This window comes from Arthrobacter glacialis, from assembly GCF_002909415.1.
In the GTDB taxonomy this organism is placed as follows: Bacteria; Actinomycetota; Actinomycetes; order Actinomycetales; family Micrococcaceae; genus Specibacter; species Specibacter glacialis.
Genome location: NZ_PPXB01000003.1, coordinates 165,137 through 182,290, shown reverse-complemented (window position 1 = coordinate 182,290; position 17,154 = coordinate 165,137). Strand labels below are relative to the sequence as shown.

The window sequence follows — 17,154 nt, the reverse complement described above, 5'->3', positions numbered from 1 at the left end:
CATAAGGGGACAGCCTTGCCAAAGATCTCGCCCAAGACGGCCACACAGAGAGTTGCAGCCGCGCAGCCTGTCACCGTGCGGCCCGGCCAAGTGCGGCCTGGCCCGGTGCCGCCCAGCGAACCCCTGATTGGGACCCGCACCTGGCTGACCTTGATTATTGTGGGCTTCGCCGGGCAGCTCGCGTGGACCGTGGAAAACATGTATCTCAACGTGTTTGTCTACAACACCATCAGCACCAACCCTGCTGTTTTGGCCTTGCTGGTTTCATCCAGCGCAGTGGTCGCGACTGTGGCAACGTTTTTGGTGGGGGCCGCATCGGATAGGGCAGGCCGCCGTCGGGCGTTCATCGCCGGGGGCTACATTCTTTGGGGCCTGAGCACAGCCGCTTTCGGCTTTGTCCAGACCAGCGCAGCGGCCGCCTTCCTGCCCGGCGCCAACGCCGTGGTGCTGGCCATCATCGCCATCGTGCTCCTAGACGCGGTCATGTCTTTCTTTGGATCGGGCGCCAATGATGCCGCCTTCAACGCCTGGGTCACTGAATCCACCGCGCCCGCCAACAGAGGCAAGGTGGAAGGCGTCTTGTCCATCCTGCCGCTGCTGTCCATGCTGGTCATTTTTGGTCTGCTGGACGGGCTGACGCAGGATGGGCACTGGAAACTATTCTTTGGCATCATCGGAGCCGTGACGGCGCTGATTGGTGTATTCGCGTGGTTCATGCTCCGCGATTCGTCCACCCTGGTGGTCAGTGGCGACAGCTACTTGCGCTCGGTCATCCACGGCCTGCGCCCCTCGGTGATGCGCACCAACCCTCGTCTCTACTGGGCACTTGCCGCCTGGCTCGTGGTGGGCACGTGCACCCAAGTGTTTCTTCCCTACCTGATCATTTATATCCAGCGGTATCTGCGGATCGACGGTTATGCCATCATTCTGGCCGTCGTCCTCGTTTCAGCGGCGGTCCTGAGCATCCTCGGCGGACGCCTGATCGACAAGGTGGGCAAGCTTGTCTCGGTCCTGCCCGCAACTGCGATCCTGGTGGCCGGACTCGTGGGCATGTTCTTTGCCCGCGGCATGGGCCCGGTCATGGTGGCCGGAACCGTCATGATGGCCGGATTTATGCTGACGACGGCGGCCATCTCCGGTTTGGTGCGCGACTACACGCCGCCGGAGCGGGTGGGTAACGTCCAGGGCTTGCGCATGATCTTTGCCGTCATGGTGCCGATGGTGCTGGGCCCCTTTGCGGGTGCCGCAGTCATCGCCGGCGCCGCCGAAACGTATGTCGACCTTGGCGTGGTGAAATCGGTTCCCACGCCGTGGATCTTCCTCGCCGCAGCGGTCATCGCCGTGTTCACTGTCTTTCCCGTGCTGCGTCTGCGCCGCGCAACCGCGGTGGCTGGGGCATGAGCGGGGGCCTGAGCTCGGCGCGTCCGGATCGCTTTACACCGTGGGGAGAAACCCTGGACCCGAACGCGGTCCTGCAGGAATACCCGCGACCACAGCTGGTGCGCTCGAGCTATCTCAACCTCAACGGGCTGTGGCAGTATGCCATCTCCACGCCAGGAGCTTCTCCCCATGAGGAGGTAGCCCGCGTGAATGCCGGAGCCGGGGAAGGCGCGGACGGCCAGATTCTGGTGCCCTTTTCCCCGGAAACCCCGCTGTCCGGTGTGAGCCGCCAACTGCAGCCGGGGGAGAATTTGAAGTATTGGCGGAGCTTCACCCTTCCCGCTGAATTCGTGCAAGATCGTGTGCTGCTGCACTTTGGGGCCGTTGACCAGCGCTGCAGCGTGAGAATTAATGGTGAGGACGTGGGGGGACACCACGGTGGGTTCCTGCCTTTCACCTTGGACATCACCGCAGCGCTGCAGCACGGCGCCCAGGGTTCGGCGGGCCCGCACACCCTGTCCGTCGACGTTCAGGACGACAGCGACACCTCCCATCATTCCCGTGGCAAGCAAAAGCTCAAGCGGGGCGGGATCTGGTACACAGCCCAGTCAGGCATCTGGCAAACGGTGTGGCTGGAATCGGTCCCCGAAACCCATGTTGAAAAGCTGACGCTGGTCCCGGACCTTGCCGGGTCCGCCGTCGAAGTTACCGTGACGGGCGCCGCCGGGACCGCAACCGTGGTGATTGCGGACGACGCCGGTGAACTCACCAAAGTCTCGGTGGAGGCGAATGTGCCCACACGAATTCACTTGGAACGGGCCCATCGGTGGTCTCCGGAGGATCCTTTTCTCTATGACGTTCAGGTGTCTTTGGGTGATGACCATGTCAGCAGCTATTTTGGTCTGCGCTCCTTTGGCGTGGGCCCGGACGCCAACGGCCACCTGCGGCTATTGCTCAACGGTGAACCATACTTTCATGCCGGGCTGTTGGATCAGGGCTACTGGTCTGACGGTTTCCTGACGCCACCCTCCGATGAGGCCATGATTTATGACATCGCCACAGCCAAACGGCTGGGTTTCACCATGCTGCGCAAGCACATCAAGATTGAGCCGCTGCGCTGGTACCACCACTGTGACCGGCTGGGGATGCTGGTGTGGCAGGACATGGTTAACGGCGGCACCAACTACAAGGCGCCCATCATTACGGCACCTGTGGTGCTGCCCCTGCGGCTCAAGGACAACAACTACGCCCGTTTTGGCCGGACATCGGTCCAGGGCCGGGCCGATTTCATGACAGAACTACAACAAACAGTTGAACTGCTGCGCAATGTGGCCTCGCTGGCCGTGTGGGTTCCCTTTAACGAGGGGTGGGGGCAGTTCGATGCGCTCGCAGCCACGGCTGAACTGCGCCGCCTGGATCCCAGCCGCACCATTGACCACGCCAGCGGATGGCATGACCAAGGCGGTGGGGATCTTAAGAGCCTGCATATTTATTTCACGCCTTTCAAGCTGCGCGCACGCTGGAAAAAGGATCCCCGGGCGGTGGTGCTCTCGGAGTATGGCGGGTACAGCCTGCGGATTGCCGGGCACGATTTCAGTGCCCGCGAATTTGGTTACCGGCGCTACCGCAGCGTTGCCGATCTTGGAAAAGCGTTCACCCGGCTTCATGAACGGGAGATTGTGCCAGCCATCGCGGACGGGCTTGCCGCCGTCGTCTATACCCAGCTGACCGATGTGGAGGATGAGCTCAACGGCTTACTCAGCTACGACAGGCGGGTGGCCAAGTTGCCCGACGCGGTCGTTCAGGCTGTGACGGCGCAATTGACCCTGAATCCCCACGCACATCAACCACTCTCACAGGCACCACTCTCACAAAGGCGAGGAACGTCATGACAGCGGGCATGCTCAACGAAACCGAAATTACCTCGCGGGTCGCCCTGACCCTACCCAATGGCAAGCTCAATCCGGCCGCCGTGGGTTGGACCCGCACGCCGCTGCATGACACCTCCGGGATTGGCCGCGGGCTGCAACGGTGGGGGCGGAACAAACGCTGGGAATACTGGGCCATCACCTCGCCAACGCACATCATTGCCCTGACGGTGTCCTCGCTGGACTATGCCGCCGTGCATGAACTGTGGGTGCTGGACCGTGCCACCGGGGAATCCGTTGGCGCGAACGTGACGGGTATTCTCGGCGGCAGCGCCACCTTGCCTACCTCGTTGGGGGATGGCTCCGCGCGGGCCAAGACCGGGAAGCTGACGATCGACATTGCCGAGGTTCCCGGCGGGACACGCCTGCGCGCCTCGACGGCCCGAGTCCGCTTGGACATCATGGCGGCCAAGCCCGAAGGGCACGAATCACTGGGCGTTGTGGTGCCCTGGAACGATCGCCAATTCCAATACACCGTCAAGGATGTGGCCCGGCCTGCCAGCGGCACCGTCTCCGTGGACGGGCGCAGCCACCACCTTGCGGCCGGCGACTCATGGGCTGTGCTGGATCACGGCCGCGGCCGCTGGCCCTACTCGATGCACTGGAATTGGGGAGCTGGCTCGGGGACCACGGACGGGCGAACCATTGGCCTTCAGTTGGGCTCCAAGTGGACCGACGGCACCGGGGCAACCGAGAACGCGCTGTTGGTTGACGGACGCCTGCACAAGATCAGTGAGAGTTTGGTGTGGGACTACAGCACCACCGATTGGCTGGCGCCGTGGCACATTCACGGCGCCAGTGCGGATCTGGTCTTCACCCCGTTCTACGACAAGGTTTCCGCGATCAACCTTGGCGTGCTGAGCAACAACACCCACCAGTGCTTTGGCCATTACGACGGCGACATCGCCGACAGCGACGGGAACCGCATCAAGGTGGCTGGCATCCTGGGCTGGGCGGAGGACGTTCACAACCGCTGGTGACGCACCTCCGCTTCCAAATCCACATCCCTTCAAATTTCCAACTAACCCGCAGAAAACGCCGAAAAACACGTCAAAATCGTGAATTTTCGGCGTTTTCTGCGGGTTAGTTCAAGTGGGTGGGGATTACCCGACGTGCACCCAGGGTCGCTGCGTCAGATCCGGTTCGGCTTCACGCAGCACTTCGCGGGTGACGGGCGCAATTTCGCCCTCGCCAATAAACAGGAACTTCAGCAGATTGGTGATGGGGTTGCCCTCGGTCCAGCGGAAGTAAATGTGCGGGATCAGCCCGGTGGCGTCACGGATGTGCAGCAGCACCGCGGCAATGGTGTTGGGCACGTTGGAGGAGTGGACCTGCAGGATTTTGAAGCCGTGCCGGGTAATGCCATGAACCTCGAGTGCTGTTTCAAAGTCTGAAGAGTCATCCACAATGACCTCCATGAACAGCACCTCCCGCGGATCCCCGATGTCGTTGACCTGCGCGGCATGGGAGAGTTTGCGGCGGTAGGCCGCGGCGTTGCGGGTCTTGGGGTCATGGGAAATGATCCGGATGGTGCCCTCATCCACTGCGGCCACAAAGTTCATGGCCGCCTCATCCATGCGAATGTAGGTGGCACGCAATTCAAAGGCGCGGCGCATCCGCGAAAGCAGGCTCACCACAACAATACCCAGGATGAAGAACGCTGCGATCTTCAGGCCGTCGGGGCGCTCAATGGAATTCGCCACCGTGGTGTAGACAAACGCCAGCGAGACGGCGCCAAAACCGATCACTTTCCCCTTCTCGCCCTTGCGCTTGGCGGACAGGGTCACGGCAATGGCTGCCGAGGTGATGAGCACCAGAACACCCGTGGCGTAGGCACCTCCCTGGGCATCGACGTCGGCCTTGAAAAGAATGGTGATCACCACGGCGATGACGGTGAACACCAGCACCAGGGGGCGGACGGCGGAAGCCCATTCGGGGGCCATGCCAAAGCGCGGCAGGTAGCGCGGCACCAAATTCAGCAGTCCGGCCATGGCGCTGGCCCCGGCGAACCACAGGATGGCGATGGTGCTGATGTCGTAGACGGTGCCGAAGCCTTCGCCGAGGAGTTCGTGGGCCAGGAAGGCCAGGGCGCGCCCGTTGGCTTCACCGCCGGGCTGGAATTCGGCTGCCGGAATCAGGATGGTGGTGGCCAGTGAGGAGGTGATCAGGAAGGTGCTCATGATTAGCGCCGCCGTGGTGAGCAGCTTGTGGGCTCCCTTGATGCGGCCCTCCGGATTCTGCTCAGTGTCGCTGTAGCGGCCCTTGATTTGTGGCATGACGGCGACGCCTGTTTCAAAGCCTGACAGGCCCAGGGCAAGGCGCGGGAAAACCAGCAGGGCCACGGCGATAACCATGAACGGGCTGCCGTGCTGGGTGGTCAGGGCGCCCCACCAGTCGGCCGTGAGCAGCGGGCTTTGGGTGACCTTGGCCAGGGCCACCGAGATGACCACAAGGTTCAGCGTGAGGAACACTGCCACGAGCGCCACGGCGATGCTCATGGCCTCCTTGAATCCGCGCAGGAACACGGCTGCGAGTCCGGCAATCAAAAATAAGGTGATGCCCACGTTGTGCCCCTGCAGGAAGTCGGGGGCGAAGGGGTTTTCAATGACGTGGGCTGTGGCGTCGGCGGCGGAAAGGGTGATGGTGATCATGAAATCCGTGGCGGCAAAGCCCAGTAGCGCCAGCACAAACAGTTTGCCCCACCAGCGCGGGAGCAGCCGCTCAAGCATGGCGATGGAGCCGGCGCCGTGCGGGCTTTCCCGGGCAACCCGCTTGTAGACCGGAAGCGCGCCAAGGAGCGTAACCAGCACCAGCACAATTGTGGCCAAAGGTGCCAGCACGCCGGCAGCCAGTGCTGCAATGGCCGGCTGATAACCAAGGGTGGAGAAGTAGTCCAGACCCGTCAGGCACATGACCTGCCACCACGAATGCCGCTTGTGGTCGGCGGCCGGGCGCCCGTGGGGCCCTTGGCGTTTGCCGGAGCTTTCGGGCATGCCTTCAAGCAGCCACTGGCGCATGGCAGCCTTGCCATGGGGCTTCCCGTTGTCCCCGGGTTCAGCAGGAGCTTTTGCAAGCGATGTCACGCGTGGGCCTTTCGTTGAGGCGCCTTTCATTGGCAGCTTATAGAGGTTAGCCCCGGCGGGGGAGCAAAGGTCCCGGTCTTGACGAAATCTATACGCGAACGGCTGGCATTGGGACGTGCGTCACTCCCAAGGCGGGGGAAATGTATCCCAGAGAAAACATTTGGTTCCCATTAGGCAACATCAGTTGTACTATGGTGAACAACTGCTTGGATGTGACCCACGTCTACTCCGCGCATAAAACGTGAATGACACCAGTGAAGAATGAATTGAGGATGTCCATGAAAGAGCTCCGTACTGAGGCCAACGGCAACTTAGGCCCCATCGACTCCTCCCGGATTCCGCGCTACGCAGGCGCCGCAACGTACGCACGCCTCCCGCGCCTTGATCAGGTCTCCAAGGCCGATGTGGCCGTCGTCGGAGTTCCCTTCGACAGCGGCGTTTCCTACCGTCCGGGTGCCCGCTTCGGCGCCAACCATGTGCGTGAGGCATCGCGTCTGCTGCGTCCCTACAACCCGGCCTGGGACGTTTCCCCGTTTGAAAACTGCCAGGTGGCCGACGCCGGCGACATGGCCGTGAATCCCTTCAATATCAATGAGGCTATTGAGACCATCCAGCAAAATGCGCTGGATCTGACGGCCGACGGCGCCAAGCTGCTGACCATCGGTGGCGACCACACCATTGCCTTGCCGCTGCTGCGTGCCGCCGCAGAGCGCGCCGGCGAGCCCGTTGCCATGCTGCACTTTGACGCGCACCTGGACACCTGGGATACATATTTTGGTGCCGAATACACGCACGGCACCCCCTTCCGCCGCGCTGTGGAGGAAGGCATCCTGGACACCGAGGCCATCTCCCACGTGGGAACCCGCGGCCCGCTGTACGGCAAGAAGGACCTGGACGACGACCACCGCTTCGGCTTTGGCATTGTCACGGCCGCCGACGTCTACTACCAGGGCGTGCTGGAAACCGTGGCGAAGATCCGCGACAGGATCGGCAACCGCCCGCTGTACATCTCCGTTGACATTGACGTGCTGGACCCGGCGCATGCCCCCGGCACCGGCACCCCCGAGGCTGGCGGCCTCACCAGCCGCGAACTCATCGAGATCATTCGCGGCTTCCGCGGCATGAACCTGGTGGGTGCTGACATTGTGGAGGTGGCCCCGGCCTACGACCACGCCGAAATCACGGGCATCGCGGCAAGTCACGTGGGCTACGAACTGGTGACCCTGATGGCTGACAATTTTGTTCCGGGGGACCGCTTCGGCGCCCCGAACGGCTACGCTGCCCAGGCCCTTGATGCTGAAGGACGACGCCGGCCGGCCGGCTTTGCCCCTCCCCAGACGCTCCCCAACCTCGCAGGCTCGGCCGGGGACCCCTCGCATCTGGGGGCCCAGCTCACCGAGGGTGGAAACAAGTGACCGCCCCGGTTAGCGAGACCTCCGTGGTTGAGCCGGCTGAAGTTCAGCGCAATGGTGGTGACCTGGTGGTGGAAACCCTGGCCGCCTTGGGCGCCAAGACTGTTTTTGGCATACCCGGCCAGCATGCCCTGGGCTTGTTTGACGCCTTGAGCCGTTCCCCGCTGCACTTTATTTCCTCCCGGGTGGAGAACAACTCGGCGTTCTCCGCCGACGGCTACTCCCGTGCCACCGGCGAAGTGGGCGTGCTGTTCCTCTCCACCGGCCCCGGTGCTTTGACAGCCCTGGCCGGCTTGCAGGAGGCCTACGCAACCGGCGTGCCCATGATTGTTGTGGCCAGCCAGATCCCGCTGGAGGGCCTGGGCGCCCGCCGCAAGGGCATGCTGCACCAGCTGGATGACCAGAAGGCATCGGCCGCCAACGTGACCAAAAGCCAGCGCCTCATCCAGCACGCGTCCGGCATTCCCTCAGCCATCCAGGACGCATGGACGGAAGCCGTTTCCTCCCCGCAGGGTCCTGTCTGGCTTGAAGTGCCGCAAAACGTGCTGCTGGATCCCATCTTTGTGCCCGCCGTCGAAGATGCCCTGGCTGAGCCTTTCGACAACCCGCCCCGCGTTGAGCTGGTCCGCGAAGCTGTGAAGTGGCTTTCCGCTGCCAAGCGACCTGCCATTGTGGCTGGCGGCGGTGTGCGGCGCGGCCGCGCCCACGCCCCGCTGTTGTCGCTGGCCGAGAAGCTCAACGCCCCCGTCGTCTGCACGCCCGGCGGCAACGGCGCGTTCCCGTGGAACCACGAACTCTCCCTCCAGTCATGGGTGGAGGACAGGTATGTCACCGAGGTTCTCGAGGACGCCGACGTGCTGGTGGTCATTGGTTCCTCCCTGGGTGAGGTCTCCAGCAACTACTTCACCATGGAGCCGCGCGGGCGCATCATCCAGATCGATGCCGAACCCCGGGTGCTCGAATCCAACCGCCCTGCGCTGGGCATCAGGGCCGACGCGGGCCAGGCCCTGCGAATGCTCGATGCCGCGTTGACCGAACCCCCTGCTGAAAATGCGGACTGGCACGGCGCCACGCCGCAGGCCGTTGTGGCGGACACGCTGGCGAAGGTGCAGGCCCGCCTCGACGGACAGGACCTGGGCCTGGAGCGCAAGTTCATGGCCGACATTCGTGCGGCAGTCCCGGCCGACATGCAAACGTTCTGGGACATGACCATCTCCGCCTACTGGGGCTGGAGCTGCTGGGATGCCAAGGACGGGGAATTCCACTCCGCCCAGGGCGCCGGCGGATTGGGCTACGGCTTCCCGGCAGCCATCGGCGGGGCGCTTGGCCTGCAAAGCCAAGGCAAACCGTCCCGTGTGCTGGCAGTTGCCGGCGACGGTTCATCCATGTACTCCATCTCGGAGCTGGCCACCGCCAAGCAGCACAATGCCCCCGTCACCTGGCTCATTGTGGACGACGGCGGCTACGGCATCCTGCGCGAATACATGATCGACACCTTTGGCAAGGCCACGCACACCGAGTTGGCGCGGCCCGACTTTGTGAAACTGGCGGAGGCCTTTGGTGTGCCGGCCCAGCGAGTGAAGGCCGAGGATGTGGGGGAGGCGCTCAAGGCGGGCTTCGCTGCAGACGGTCCCAACGTCGTCGTGGTTGACGTGCTGTTGAAGATGTTTGGCCCCACCCACCTGGACCTCTAACCTCTCACCTCCCCCCTTTTTGCCTCGTGAGCGGGCAGTAGTTGTTGATGTTTTACAAAAACATCAACAACTACTGCCCGTTCGGCAGGCGGGACCGGGCGGGTGCCGCAATAGACTGAGGCCATGGCGATCGTATACGCGGCCGAATTGCGGCCCAGCAAAATGGAACTCCTGGCCGACTGGCTGCCGCTGCAGGACTGGTTCGACGGCGGTGACTCACCGTTGGTGCGGCTGGGGTCCTTCCGCTTCGACGACCCCGCAGGTGAAGTGGGCATTGAGACCCAGCTGGTGGGTGCCGGCAATCAGGTCTACCAAGCACCGCTGACCTACCGCGGAGCGCCGCTGGCTGGTGCCGAGGCGTTCCTGATAGGCACCATGGAGCATTCGGTCCTGGGTCGCCGCTGGGTCTATGACGCCACGGGCGATCCGGTGTACGTGGCCGAGCTCGCCGCGGCACTGCTGATCGGCAAACCGCAGGCCGCCCAATTCCGGGAAGCGGACGGGAAAATGGAAACCCTGCCCGAAACAGCGCAGATCAGCAGCACGGGAGCATCCGACGTCGAACTGCCGGCGTTGGACCTGGGCACGCCTCTCACAGCGGGCGGTGTCACGTCCATCCCCGTGGGGCCGATGACTCTGGCGCTCAACAGGGTGTTGGACACCGCCGCAACGGCCGGCCCCGGGCCCGTACTTGCCGTCAGTTGGGCCGGTGGGGAACAGCAGGTGCTGATGGCCTCTGTGGGGGACGTTCCGGCCCCGTCCTGACGCCACGGCAGCAGCGGCGTCGGCAGCAGCGGCGTCGCGTCGAACTGCCCGCCTACTTTTGCAGGAAGGCCAGCAGCGCCGCGTTCACTTCCTGGGCATGGGTCCACAGCAATCCGTGGGGAGCGCCCTCGATTTCCACATAGTCAGCCCCCGGCAATGCCGTGCGGAAGCGGCGGGCCGTGGCATCGATGGGCAGGATGTTGTCCGCCGTGCCATGCAGGATCAATGCCGGCAAGCCGCTGGCACGGACGGCCTTCACATCGCCGCGGAAATCCTCTATCCACGCTGGAACCACGGCGTAGGCGGCCACGGGTGCACTTGAGACGGCAACGTTCCAGCTGGCTGTCACGGCCTCTTGGCTGATCTTGGTGCCCAAGTTGTCACCAAGGTTGTAGAAATCGTTGAAGAATCCAGTGAACCACGCAAAGCGGTCCTCCTTGGCCTTGCTGACAATGCCGTCGAATACTTCCTGCGGGACGCCCTCGGGGTTGTCCTCGCGTGCCACCAAAAATGGCTCCAGTGAGGCCAGAAAAGCCAGTTTCGCAATGCGGGCGTGGCCGAAGGTGGCCACGTAGCGCGCCAGCTCCCCGGTACCCATGGAGAAGCCCACCAAAATGGTGTTCTGCAGGTCGAGCGTCTCCAGGATCGTGTTCAAATCTGCTGCAAAAGTTTCGTAGTCGTAGCCCGCGGCAACCTTGCTTGATTGGCCGAACCCGCGGCGGTCGTAGGTGATAACCCGGTAGCCGGCGTCGAGCAGTTCGCGTGTGGTGCGCTCCCAGCTGCGTCCGTCGAGGGGGTAGCCGTGAATTAGCACCACCGGCTGGCCGGACCCCTGGTCCTCGTAGTAGAGCTCAATCGAGGTGCTGTTTTCGGTTCCAACGGTGATGTAAGCCATGGGGTTTCCTTCCGGTTGGGGCAGATCTGGTGTCCTTTTCGAACCTAACGCGGCTGGCCCGCAGGCGCAAGGGACGCGGGTTTCTGGTGACGTGCTCAGGCATGCCAACTCATGAATGCCATGGACCCTTCCCTGCTGATGGACGACGTCGGACCCAGCACGTCGCGTGCAGCCGCGGCCAGCTCGCCCTCGGTTCGTGGGGCTGCAACCTCGCCGGACCGGTGCAGCAGGGCAAGGGCTCGGCGTCCAATGGGGGACTCGCCGACCAGCGAGGTGGCATGAAGTGAGCCTCCCGGGGACACTTGTGATTTCAGGGCGCTCATGGTGCCTGCGAGGTCCTCGAAAAGATGCAACATGCCAAAGCTGGCCACCGTTGAGAATGCCTGCGGGCGGAACGGCAGATCGAACAAATCAGCTTGAATGTAAGCGACCCGCCCGCTGTGGATGCCGCGCGCATCCAGGCGCTCTGCGGCGCGGGCCAGCATCCCCAACGACCGGTCAACAAGGATGAGGGGACGGTCGGTGCTGCTGTAGGCGGCTGCCGTAAAGACTGCGCTGCCGCAACCAACATCAAGCATCGGTCCGTGACCTCTGTTGACAGCCGTGGCCGCAAAATCGGCGTAGGTGGCTGGCGATGATCCCCACACCAGGCGATTGTAGAGGCGGGAGCCGATGACGCGGTCGTACATCGCCGCCCGCCCGTCATAGGCGGACCCGCGGTCGTCCGGCTCAAGCGCTGTCAGGAGCCCGCCGTCGAGCTGGCGCAACTGGCGTCCTGGCATGATCAAAGCGTCGATCCATGATGCTGACATGCTGCAAATTCTTGCACAGCCGCGGGCCGTGAGTTGCGCCGGTAAAAGGCGCGTCCCCGAAGACCATTCTTGAACATGTTCAAAAAGAGTGCTTTACTCATAATTGAACACGTTCAAAAAGGGGATCTGGATATGGATGGCAAGAGCGCGCAAACCAAGGCACGGGTCTTGGATACCGCCCTGGGCATGTTTCGCACCAAGGGCTTTGCCAAGACCACCATGCGGGCCATTGCCGCCGAGGCAGGTGTTTCCCTGGGCAGCGCCTACTACTACTTCGCGTCCAAGGATGAGTTGGTGTTGGAGTTGTACCGGGAGTCCGTGGCCGAACAGCGTGCTGCTGCGGCCGTGGCCATGGACGGTGTCAATGGTTTGGCTGACAGGCTCAAGGCCGCCCTGCACGCAGGTGTGGACGCGCTGACTCCGTACCACGACTTCGGCGGCGCGTTCATCTCCAGCGCCCTGCCTCCGCGGTCTGCGTTGAGCCCCTTCGGAGAGGCGTCCAGGGAAGCCCGGGAGAACGCCGTGGGACTGTTCGACGACGTCATTGACGGCACCAAGGTGCCACATTTTCTGCGCCCGCAGCTGCCCGAACTGCTGTGGCTGGCCTACATGGGCGTGGTCCTGTTCTGGGTTTACGACACCTCCGCGAATCAGCGCCGCACCCGCACCCTGATAGATGGGGCGGCACCACTGGTGGCGAAATTGGTGTCCTTTTCGAGGCTGCCCGTGGTGAAACCGCTGGTGGAGGAAGCCCTGGCGCTCAAGGCGAAGGTGCAGCTGTGAAGACTGTAGTCATCGCCGGAGCCTCCGGATTCATCGGCACACACTTTCGCAGCCGCCTTGCCGGGGCCGGATGGCGGGTCCGCACCGTCGGCCGTTCAGGCGACGCCGTCTGGGGTGACACCTCCGCCATCACGGGCCTGCTGGAGGGCGCCGATCTGCTGATCAATCTGGCCGGCAAGTCAGTCTCCTGCCGCTACACCCCGGCCAACACCGCTGAAATCATCCGCTCGCGCATGGAGACCACCGCCGAACTGGGCCGCGCCGTCGCCGCCTGCAACCGCCCGCCGCGGGACTGGTTCAACGCCAGCACCGGGACCATCTACCGGGATGCCCGGGACCGTGCGCAAAACGAGGACGACGGCGAACTCGGCTCAGGCTTTTCCGTTGACGTGGCGCGGGGCTGGGAAGAGACGTTCGCCGCGGCGGACACGCCACAGACCCGCAAGATTCCCTTGCGCATCACCATCGCCATGGGCCCGGGCGGCGGTGTCATGCGGCCCTTCAACAACCTGGCCCGCCTCGGTCTGGGTGGGCGCATGGGCGATGGCCAGCAGAAATACAGCTGGATTCACGTCGAGGATTTGTTCCGGGCAGTCGTGTTCCTCCACGAACACCGCCAGATCACCGGTCCGGTCAACATCGCCGCCCCCGAAGTGGTTACCAATAAGGAGCTGATGGCGGCCGTGCGTGCGGCAAATCGGGTGCCTTTCGGGCTGCCCACACCCGCCTGGCTGCTCAAGATCGGGGCAGTGGTTATTCGCACCGAAACAGAGCTGGTGCTCAAAAGTCGCTGGGTCTCTTCCGGCAAACTGCAGGACGCCGGATTCATCTGGCAGTACCCGGACCTAGCCCGCGCACTCGCGGACATCTCGGGACGCAACGCAGCGGGGACCAGCGTCCCTAGGGCGTCGGCCCGGCGCCACGCTTAGGGCCCGGCAAGCTACCCGCCGAGGGATTCCCGGTGAAAATCGGTGCGCCAGAGATCAACTACCGCACCCGAGCCATCCGTGACGAGGTACTCCGGCCAGCGGTCGAACGCGGAACACGGATGCGAGATGCCCAGTTCCACAATGTCCGTCACGGCCAGGCCCTCGGCGCCCAGCAGCACGGCGTGGTGGTCGAACAGCTTGTGCACCGTGGCCGTGGCGTCAGGCTTCTCAACCCCGGCGGCGGTGTAGGCGGCTAGAAAAGGCGGCAGGCCGGCGTCGTACGGCAGATCACGCTTGCCGGCACCCGCAACCACCAAGCCATCCTCGGGCGCCGAGAGAACCAGGGCGCGGACGGTCAGCGCCGCGGTGAGGCCGGGGAGGGGATTGACGCCCGCGTAGGTGCCGTGGTCATGCGTGGCGTAGCAGCCGGAACGCAGCACATTGACGGTGCCGGGAACCTCGGAGGACGAGGGCAGGAATTCGATCACGCGGTCCGGAAAAGCCGAACCGCCCATGGAGAAGATCGGTGTCGACGTTTCAAACAGCCCGGCCATGTCAACGTAGATGTCATGCACCAGTTGGCAGTGATGGTCAACGGCGTCCAGGTTGATGGCGTCGCGCGAATTCGGCACCACGCCTTCATATCCGGCAACACCCACCAGCCGCAGTCCGGGCGCTGCCGTGATGGCCGCGGCCACCTCGCGCGCCTCGGCGATGGAGCGCACGCCCGTCCGCCCGGCCAGAGTGCCCACATCAATCAACATCTCCAGGGGCCGGGCACTGCCGTCAAAAACCGACGCTGCCACGGCCACGGCTGCCTTGGAGTCGGCGAAAATGCGTATGATCTGAGCCGGATCAGCCTCGAGCCACGCTCGAATCCGGCCCAAGCCATAGCTGTCCACCACCTGGTTGGCGACGAAGACGTTCCGGTGTCCCCACTCGAGCACGGTGTGCACCTGGTCCACAGTTGCCACCGTCACCCCCACGGCTCCGGCGGCAATTTGTCGCTCAATGATGGGTGCCGACATGGTGGTTTTCACGTGCGGAGCCAAGACCACATTTCTCTCCCGGCACCAGGCGGCCATGATGCTGATATTGCGCTCAAGCGCGGAGACGTTCAGGCGCAGTTGAGGGTAGGCGGATTCGTTCACCAGGTTCTCCATTTCGATGCTTCATTGCTTTTGGGGCTTGCTGGCAATTCTATCGGCGTTGCGTACCCGGACATTTTGGCTGGAAGGCATGGCTATTGACGCAAAGTGCTTGTTGGGAAGTAGCAGCACCCACAAAGCCGCTGTTGCCGGTAGGCTCCTGATCATCCACTAGTGGACCGCAGAACCAATGCGCCTGCCACCTCACCCCTCCCGGAACAGGAACCCCGCATGACTTCCACCCTGAGGCTCACCACCCGCATGATTGAACTGGCCGAACTGGGTCAGGATTCGCCCATGCCGTCCGTTCAACCATTGCTGGAACCGCCGTACACGGTGGGTGAGGGCATTCCGGCGGAAGTTGCCGCGGGAGTGGGTTGGGGGAAGGTGAAAAACATTTATCCCTATCCCATGCAGGAGAGCTACTCCCGGGAGGTCAGCCCCACGGAACTGACCGCCGTCGTGCTGGAAAATGAGCATGTCAGGGCACTGTTCCTGCCGCAGCTGGGCGGGCGGCTCTGGGAACTCACCGACAAGGCAACGGGCAAGGAATTGCTGCACACCCAGGACCGCATCATGTTCGGCAATCTGGCCCTGCGCAATGCGTGGTTTGCCGGTGGGATCGAATACAACATTGGCACGCGTGGGCACTCACCCACCTCCAGTTCGCCCCTGCATTCAGCCATTGTGCGGACTCCAGAGGGGCAGGAAGTCCTGCGCATGTGGGAGTTTGACAGGCTCCGCGAGGTAGTTTTCCAGATTGACGCATGGCTGCCGGAGAACTCGCCCGTGGTGTTCGTGGCCGTGCGCATCCAGAACCCGAATGACAAGACCGTGCCCATGTACTGGTGGTCCAACGCCGCCGTCCCGCAGACACCTGCCACGCGCGTGATTGCCCCGGCGAGGGAATCCTACGCCACCGACTACGACGGCTCCATGACCCGAGTTGATGCCACCCATTTCCATGGCGCGGATGCCACGTGGCCCATCAACAACGCCCAGGCCGCCGATTTCTTCTTCGACATCGCTCCCCAGGAGCGCCGCTGGGAGGTGGCCGCCGACGGTTCCGGGGACGGGCTGGCGTTGGTTTCCTCGGCACAATTGCGCGGCCGGAAGCTGTTCGTTTGGGGTGAAACTGTGGGCGGGCACCGCTGGCAGGAATGGCTCACCCCCACCGTCTCGGGGGAGCCGCGCCACTACGCGGAGATCCAAGCAGGGCTGGCCCAGACCCAGTTTGAGCACGTGCCCATGCCCGCCGGCGCAAGCTGGCAGTGGGTTGAAGCGTACGGCAATGCCGCCCTTGACCCTGCGCTCGCAGCCGGTCCTTGGGACGATGCCGTGGCCCACGGCGCGCAGCGCGTCGAGGACTTGGTTTCGGAAGCGGCCATTGCGGAGGCCTTGTCCGACGCCGGTCGCTGGGCTGATCTGGCGCCGACGGAAATGGTGGTGGCCGGCAGCGGCTGGGGCGCCTTGGAGGTGCTGCGCCGCCGTCACGCCACCATGGATTGGTTGGATGGAACAGGAACCCCGTTTGCGCCTGAAACCCTCACCGCCGATCAGCAACCGTGGCTGGAACTGCTCAAGAGCAATGAAGGCATCGTGGAAAAGCCCTTCGAACCCGCCGCCGTAAAAGCTGGCAGCCAGCCCTTTGGTGGTGCCGGCTCCTTTGTGCGGGGCCTTGACTGGGAGGACCTGCTCACCGCCAGCCGCAACGCCAGCGCCGAGGCAGCCTTCCACCATGCCGTCATGGTCCATGCGCGGGCTTCGAGCAGCGCCGGCGATCTGGCGGTTGTTGCAGACCTGTACCGCACGGTTCTGGCCGGATCCCCAACTGCAGCAGTTCCGCTCAGTCCGCGGAGCCGGGTTCTGGCATTGCGTGGCTTGGCATTGGCCTTGTTGGCGGCGGGCGACATCACCGGCGGCCTGGCCCAGTTCAGCACCGCATGTGCTCTGGAAGTGGACAACCGCTGGCTTCTCGTGGAGGCCATGACCATGGCGGTGGACAGCGGCAACGCGGAGTTGGCGCTGGAGTTGGTGAGCCGGGCGCCGCAGTCCTTGGCAGAGCTGGGCCGGGTCAAGTTCCTGCAGGCCCTGGCCCTTGCGCGCACGGGTGACAGCGCCGCAGCCGCAGAAATACTGAAGGCTGGCATTGAGGTCCCCGACCTGCGCGAAGGCGTGAATTCTCTGACGGAGCTGTGGCGTGAAGTGTGCCCCGGCGAGGACGTCCCGGCGGAGTACCAGTTCAGCATGCAGTAGCCCTTCCAACTACCGACGCTCCTTCACATACGGGGCTGTTTCCGGGGACGCTCCTTCACATCCGGGGCT

At 63.7% G+C, this 17,154-nt stretch carries 13 protein-coding genes; 9 read left to right on the top strand and 4 right to left on the bottom strand.

The window, feature by feature from the left end:
- Positions 1-15 precede the first annotated feature (15 nt).
- Genes CVS28_RS04475 through CVS28_RS04465 form a run of 3 tightly spaced genes read left to right on the top strand, consistent with a single transcriptional unit; the run spans position 16 to position 4,288 of the window.
- Positions 16-1,401, top strand: a complete 1,386-nt coding sequence (locus tag CVS28_RS04475; RefSeq protein WP_243399691.1) for an MFS transporter — start codon at positions 16-18, stop codon at positions 1,399-1,401.
- Positions 1,398-3,272, top strand: coding sequence for a glycoside hydrolase family 2 protein (locus CVS28_RS04470; RefSeq protein ID WP_103480788.1), 1,875 nt, complete (start codon positions 1,398-1,400; stop codon positions 3,270-3,272). Before CVS28_RS04475 ends, CVS28_RS04470 begins: the two co-directional genes overlap by 4 nt.
- Positions 3,269-4,288 (top strand): DUF2804 domain-containing protein, encoded by a 1,020-nt coding sequence (locus tag CVS28_RS04465; protein WP_207797158.1) that lies wholly within the window; start codon positions 3,269-3,271, stop codon positions 4,286-4,288. The genes CVS28_RS04470 and CVS28_RS04465 overlap by 4 nt, the downstream gene beginning before the upstream one ends.
- Before the next feature lie 123 nt (positions 4,289-4,411).
- Here the strand turns inward: CVS28_RS04465 and CVS28_RS04460 are convergent, their stop codons facing one another.
- Positions 4,412-6,391: an APC family permease gene (locus CVS28_RS04460; protein ID WP_103480787.1), complete on the bottom strand. Its 1,980-nt coding sequence runs from the start codon at positions 6,389-6,391 to the stop codon at positions 4,412-4,414.
- Positions 6,392-6,669: 278 nt separating this feature from the next.
- Here CVS28_RS04460 and speB point away from each other — a divergent pair, with 278 nt between their 5' ends.
- The 3 genes from speB to CVS28_RS04445 all read left to right on the top strand — a co-directional run bounded on the left by speB (position 6,670) and on the right by CVS28_RS04445 (position 10,262).
- Complete coding sequence (gene speB, locus CVS28_RS04455) at positions 6,670-7,806, top strand: agmatinase (protein WP_103466200.1); 1,137 nt, start codon at positions 6,670-6,672, stop codon at positions 7,804-7,806.
- Entirely contained in the window at positions 7,803-9,497 is a 1,695-nt protein-coding gene (locus CVS28_RS04450) for a thiamine pyrophosphate-binding protein (RefSeq protein ID WP_103480786.1), read from the top strand. The genes speB and CVS28_RS04450 overlap by 4 nt, the downstream gene beginning before the upstream one ends.
- 123 nt (positions 9,498-9,620) lie before the next feature.
- Positions 9,621-10,262 (top strand): CG0192-related protein, encoded by a 642-nt coding sequence (locus CVS28_RS04445; protein WP_103480785.1) that lies wholly within the window; start codon positions 9,621-9,623, stop codon positions 10,260-10,262.
- A 52-nt stretch (positions 10,263-10,314) separates the two neighbouring features.
- Here CVS28_RS04445 and CVS28_RS04440 read toward each other — a convergent pair whose 3' ends face one another.
- Positions 10,315-11,157, bottom strand: coding sequence for an alpha/beta fold hydrolase (locus CVS28_RS04440; RefSeq protein WP_103466133.1), 843 nt, complete (start codon positions 11,155-11,157; stop codon positions 10,315-10,317).
- 95 nt (positions 11,158-11,252) lie between these two features.
- On the bottom strand, positions 11,253-11,969 hold the full coding sequence (locus tag CVS28_RS04435) for a class I SAM-dependent methyltransferase (RefSeq protein WP_103480784.1): 717 nt from the start codon (positions 11,967-11,969) through the stop codon (positions 11,253-11,255).
- A 132-nt stretch (positions 11,970-12,101) separates the two neighbouring features.
- On the opposite strand from CVS28_RS04435, the gene CVS28_RS04430 reads away from it, so the two are divergent.
- Positions 12,102-12,752 carry a TetR/AcrR family transcriptional regulator gene (locus CVS28_RS04430; RefSeq protein WP_103480783.1) on the top strand — a complete coding sequence of 217 codons (651 nt, stop codon included), beginning with the start codon at positions 12,102-12,104 and terminating at the stop codon, positions 12,750-12,752.
- Positions 12,749-13,681 (top strand): TIGR01777 family oxidoreductase, encoded by a 933-nt coding sequence (locus tag CVS28_RS04425; RefSeq protein WP_103480782.1) that lies wholly within the window; start codon positions 12,749-12,751, stop codon positions 13,679-13,681. Before CVS28_RS04430 ends, CVS28_RS04425 begins: the two co-directional genes overlap by 4 nt.
- Positions 13,682-13,692: 11 nt before the next feature.
- Here CVS28_RS04425 and CVS28_RS04420 read toward each other — a convergent pair whose 3' ends face one another.
- A complete protein-coding gene (locus CVS28_RS04420) occupies positions 13,693-14,832 on the bottom strand; it encodes an alanine racemase (protein WP_243399690.1) in 1,140 nt (379 codons plus the stop codon).
- A 228-nt stretch (positions 14,833-15,060) separates the two neighbouring features.
- Here CVS28_RS04420 and CVS28_RS04415 point away from each other — a divergent pair, with 228 nt between their 5' ends.
- Positions 15,061-17,085: a DUF5107 domain-containing protein gene (locus CVS28_RS04415; RefSeq protein WP_243399689.1), complete on the top strand. Its 2,025-nt coding sequence runs from the start codon at positions 15,061-15,063 to the stop codon at positions 17,083-17,085.
- Positions 17,086-17,154: the final 69 nt, after the last annotated feature.

Coding starts and splice junctions, on each gene's coding strand:
- CVS28_RS04470 (WP_103480788.1), top strand. CDS start 1,398: ATGAGCGGGGGCCTGAGCTCGGCGCGTCCGGATCGCTTTACACCGTGG.
- CVS28_RS04465 (WP_207797158.1), top strand. CDS start 3,269: ATGACAGCGGGCATGCTCAACGAAACCGAAATTACCTCGCGGGTCGCC.
- speB (WP_103466200.1), top strand. CDS start 6,670: ATGAAAGAGCTCCGTACTGAGGCCAACGGCAACTTAGGCCCCATCGAC.
- CVS28_RS04445 (WP_103480785.1), top strand. CDS start 9,621: ATGGCGATCGTATACGCGGCCGAATTGCGGCCCAGCAAAATGGAACTC.
- CVS28_RS04440 (WP_103466133.1), bottom strand. CDS start 11,157: ATGGCTTACATCACCGTTGGAACCGAAAACAGCACCTCGATTGAGCTC.
- CVS28_RS04435 (WP_103480784.1), bottom strand. CDS start 11,969: ATGTCAGCATCATGGATCGACGCTTTGATCATGCCAGGACGCCAGTTG.
- CVS28_RS04430 (WP_103480783.1), top strand. CDS start 12,102: ATGGATGGCAAGAGCGCGCAAACCAAGGCACGGGTCTTGGATACCGCC.
- CVS28_RS04415 (WP_243399689.1), top strand. CDS start 15,061: ATGACTTCCACCCTGAGGCTCACCACCCGCATGATTGAACTGGCCGAA.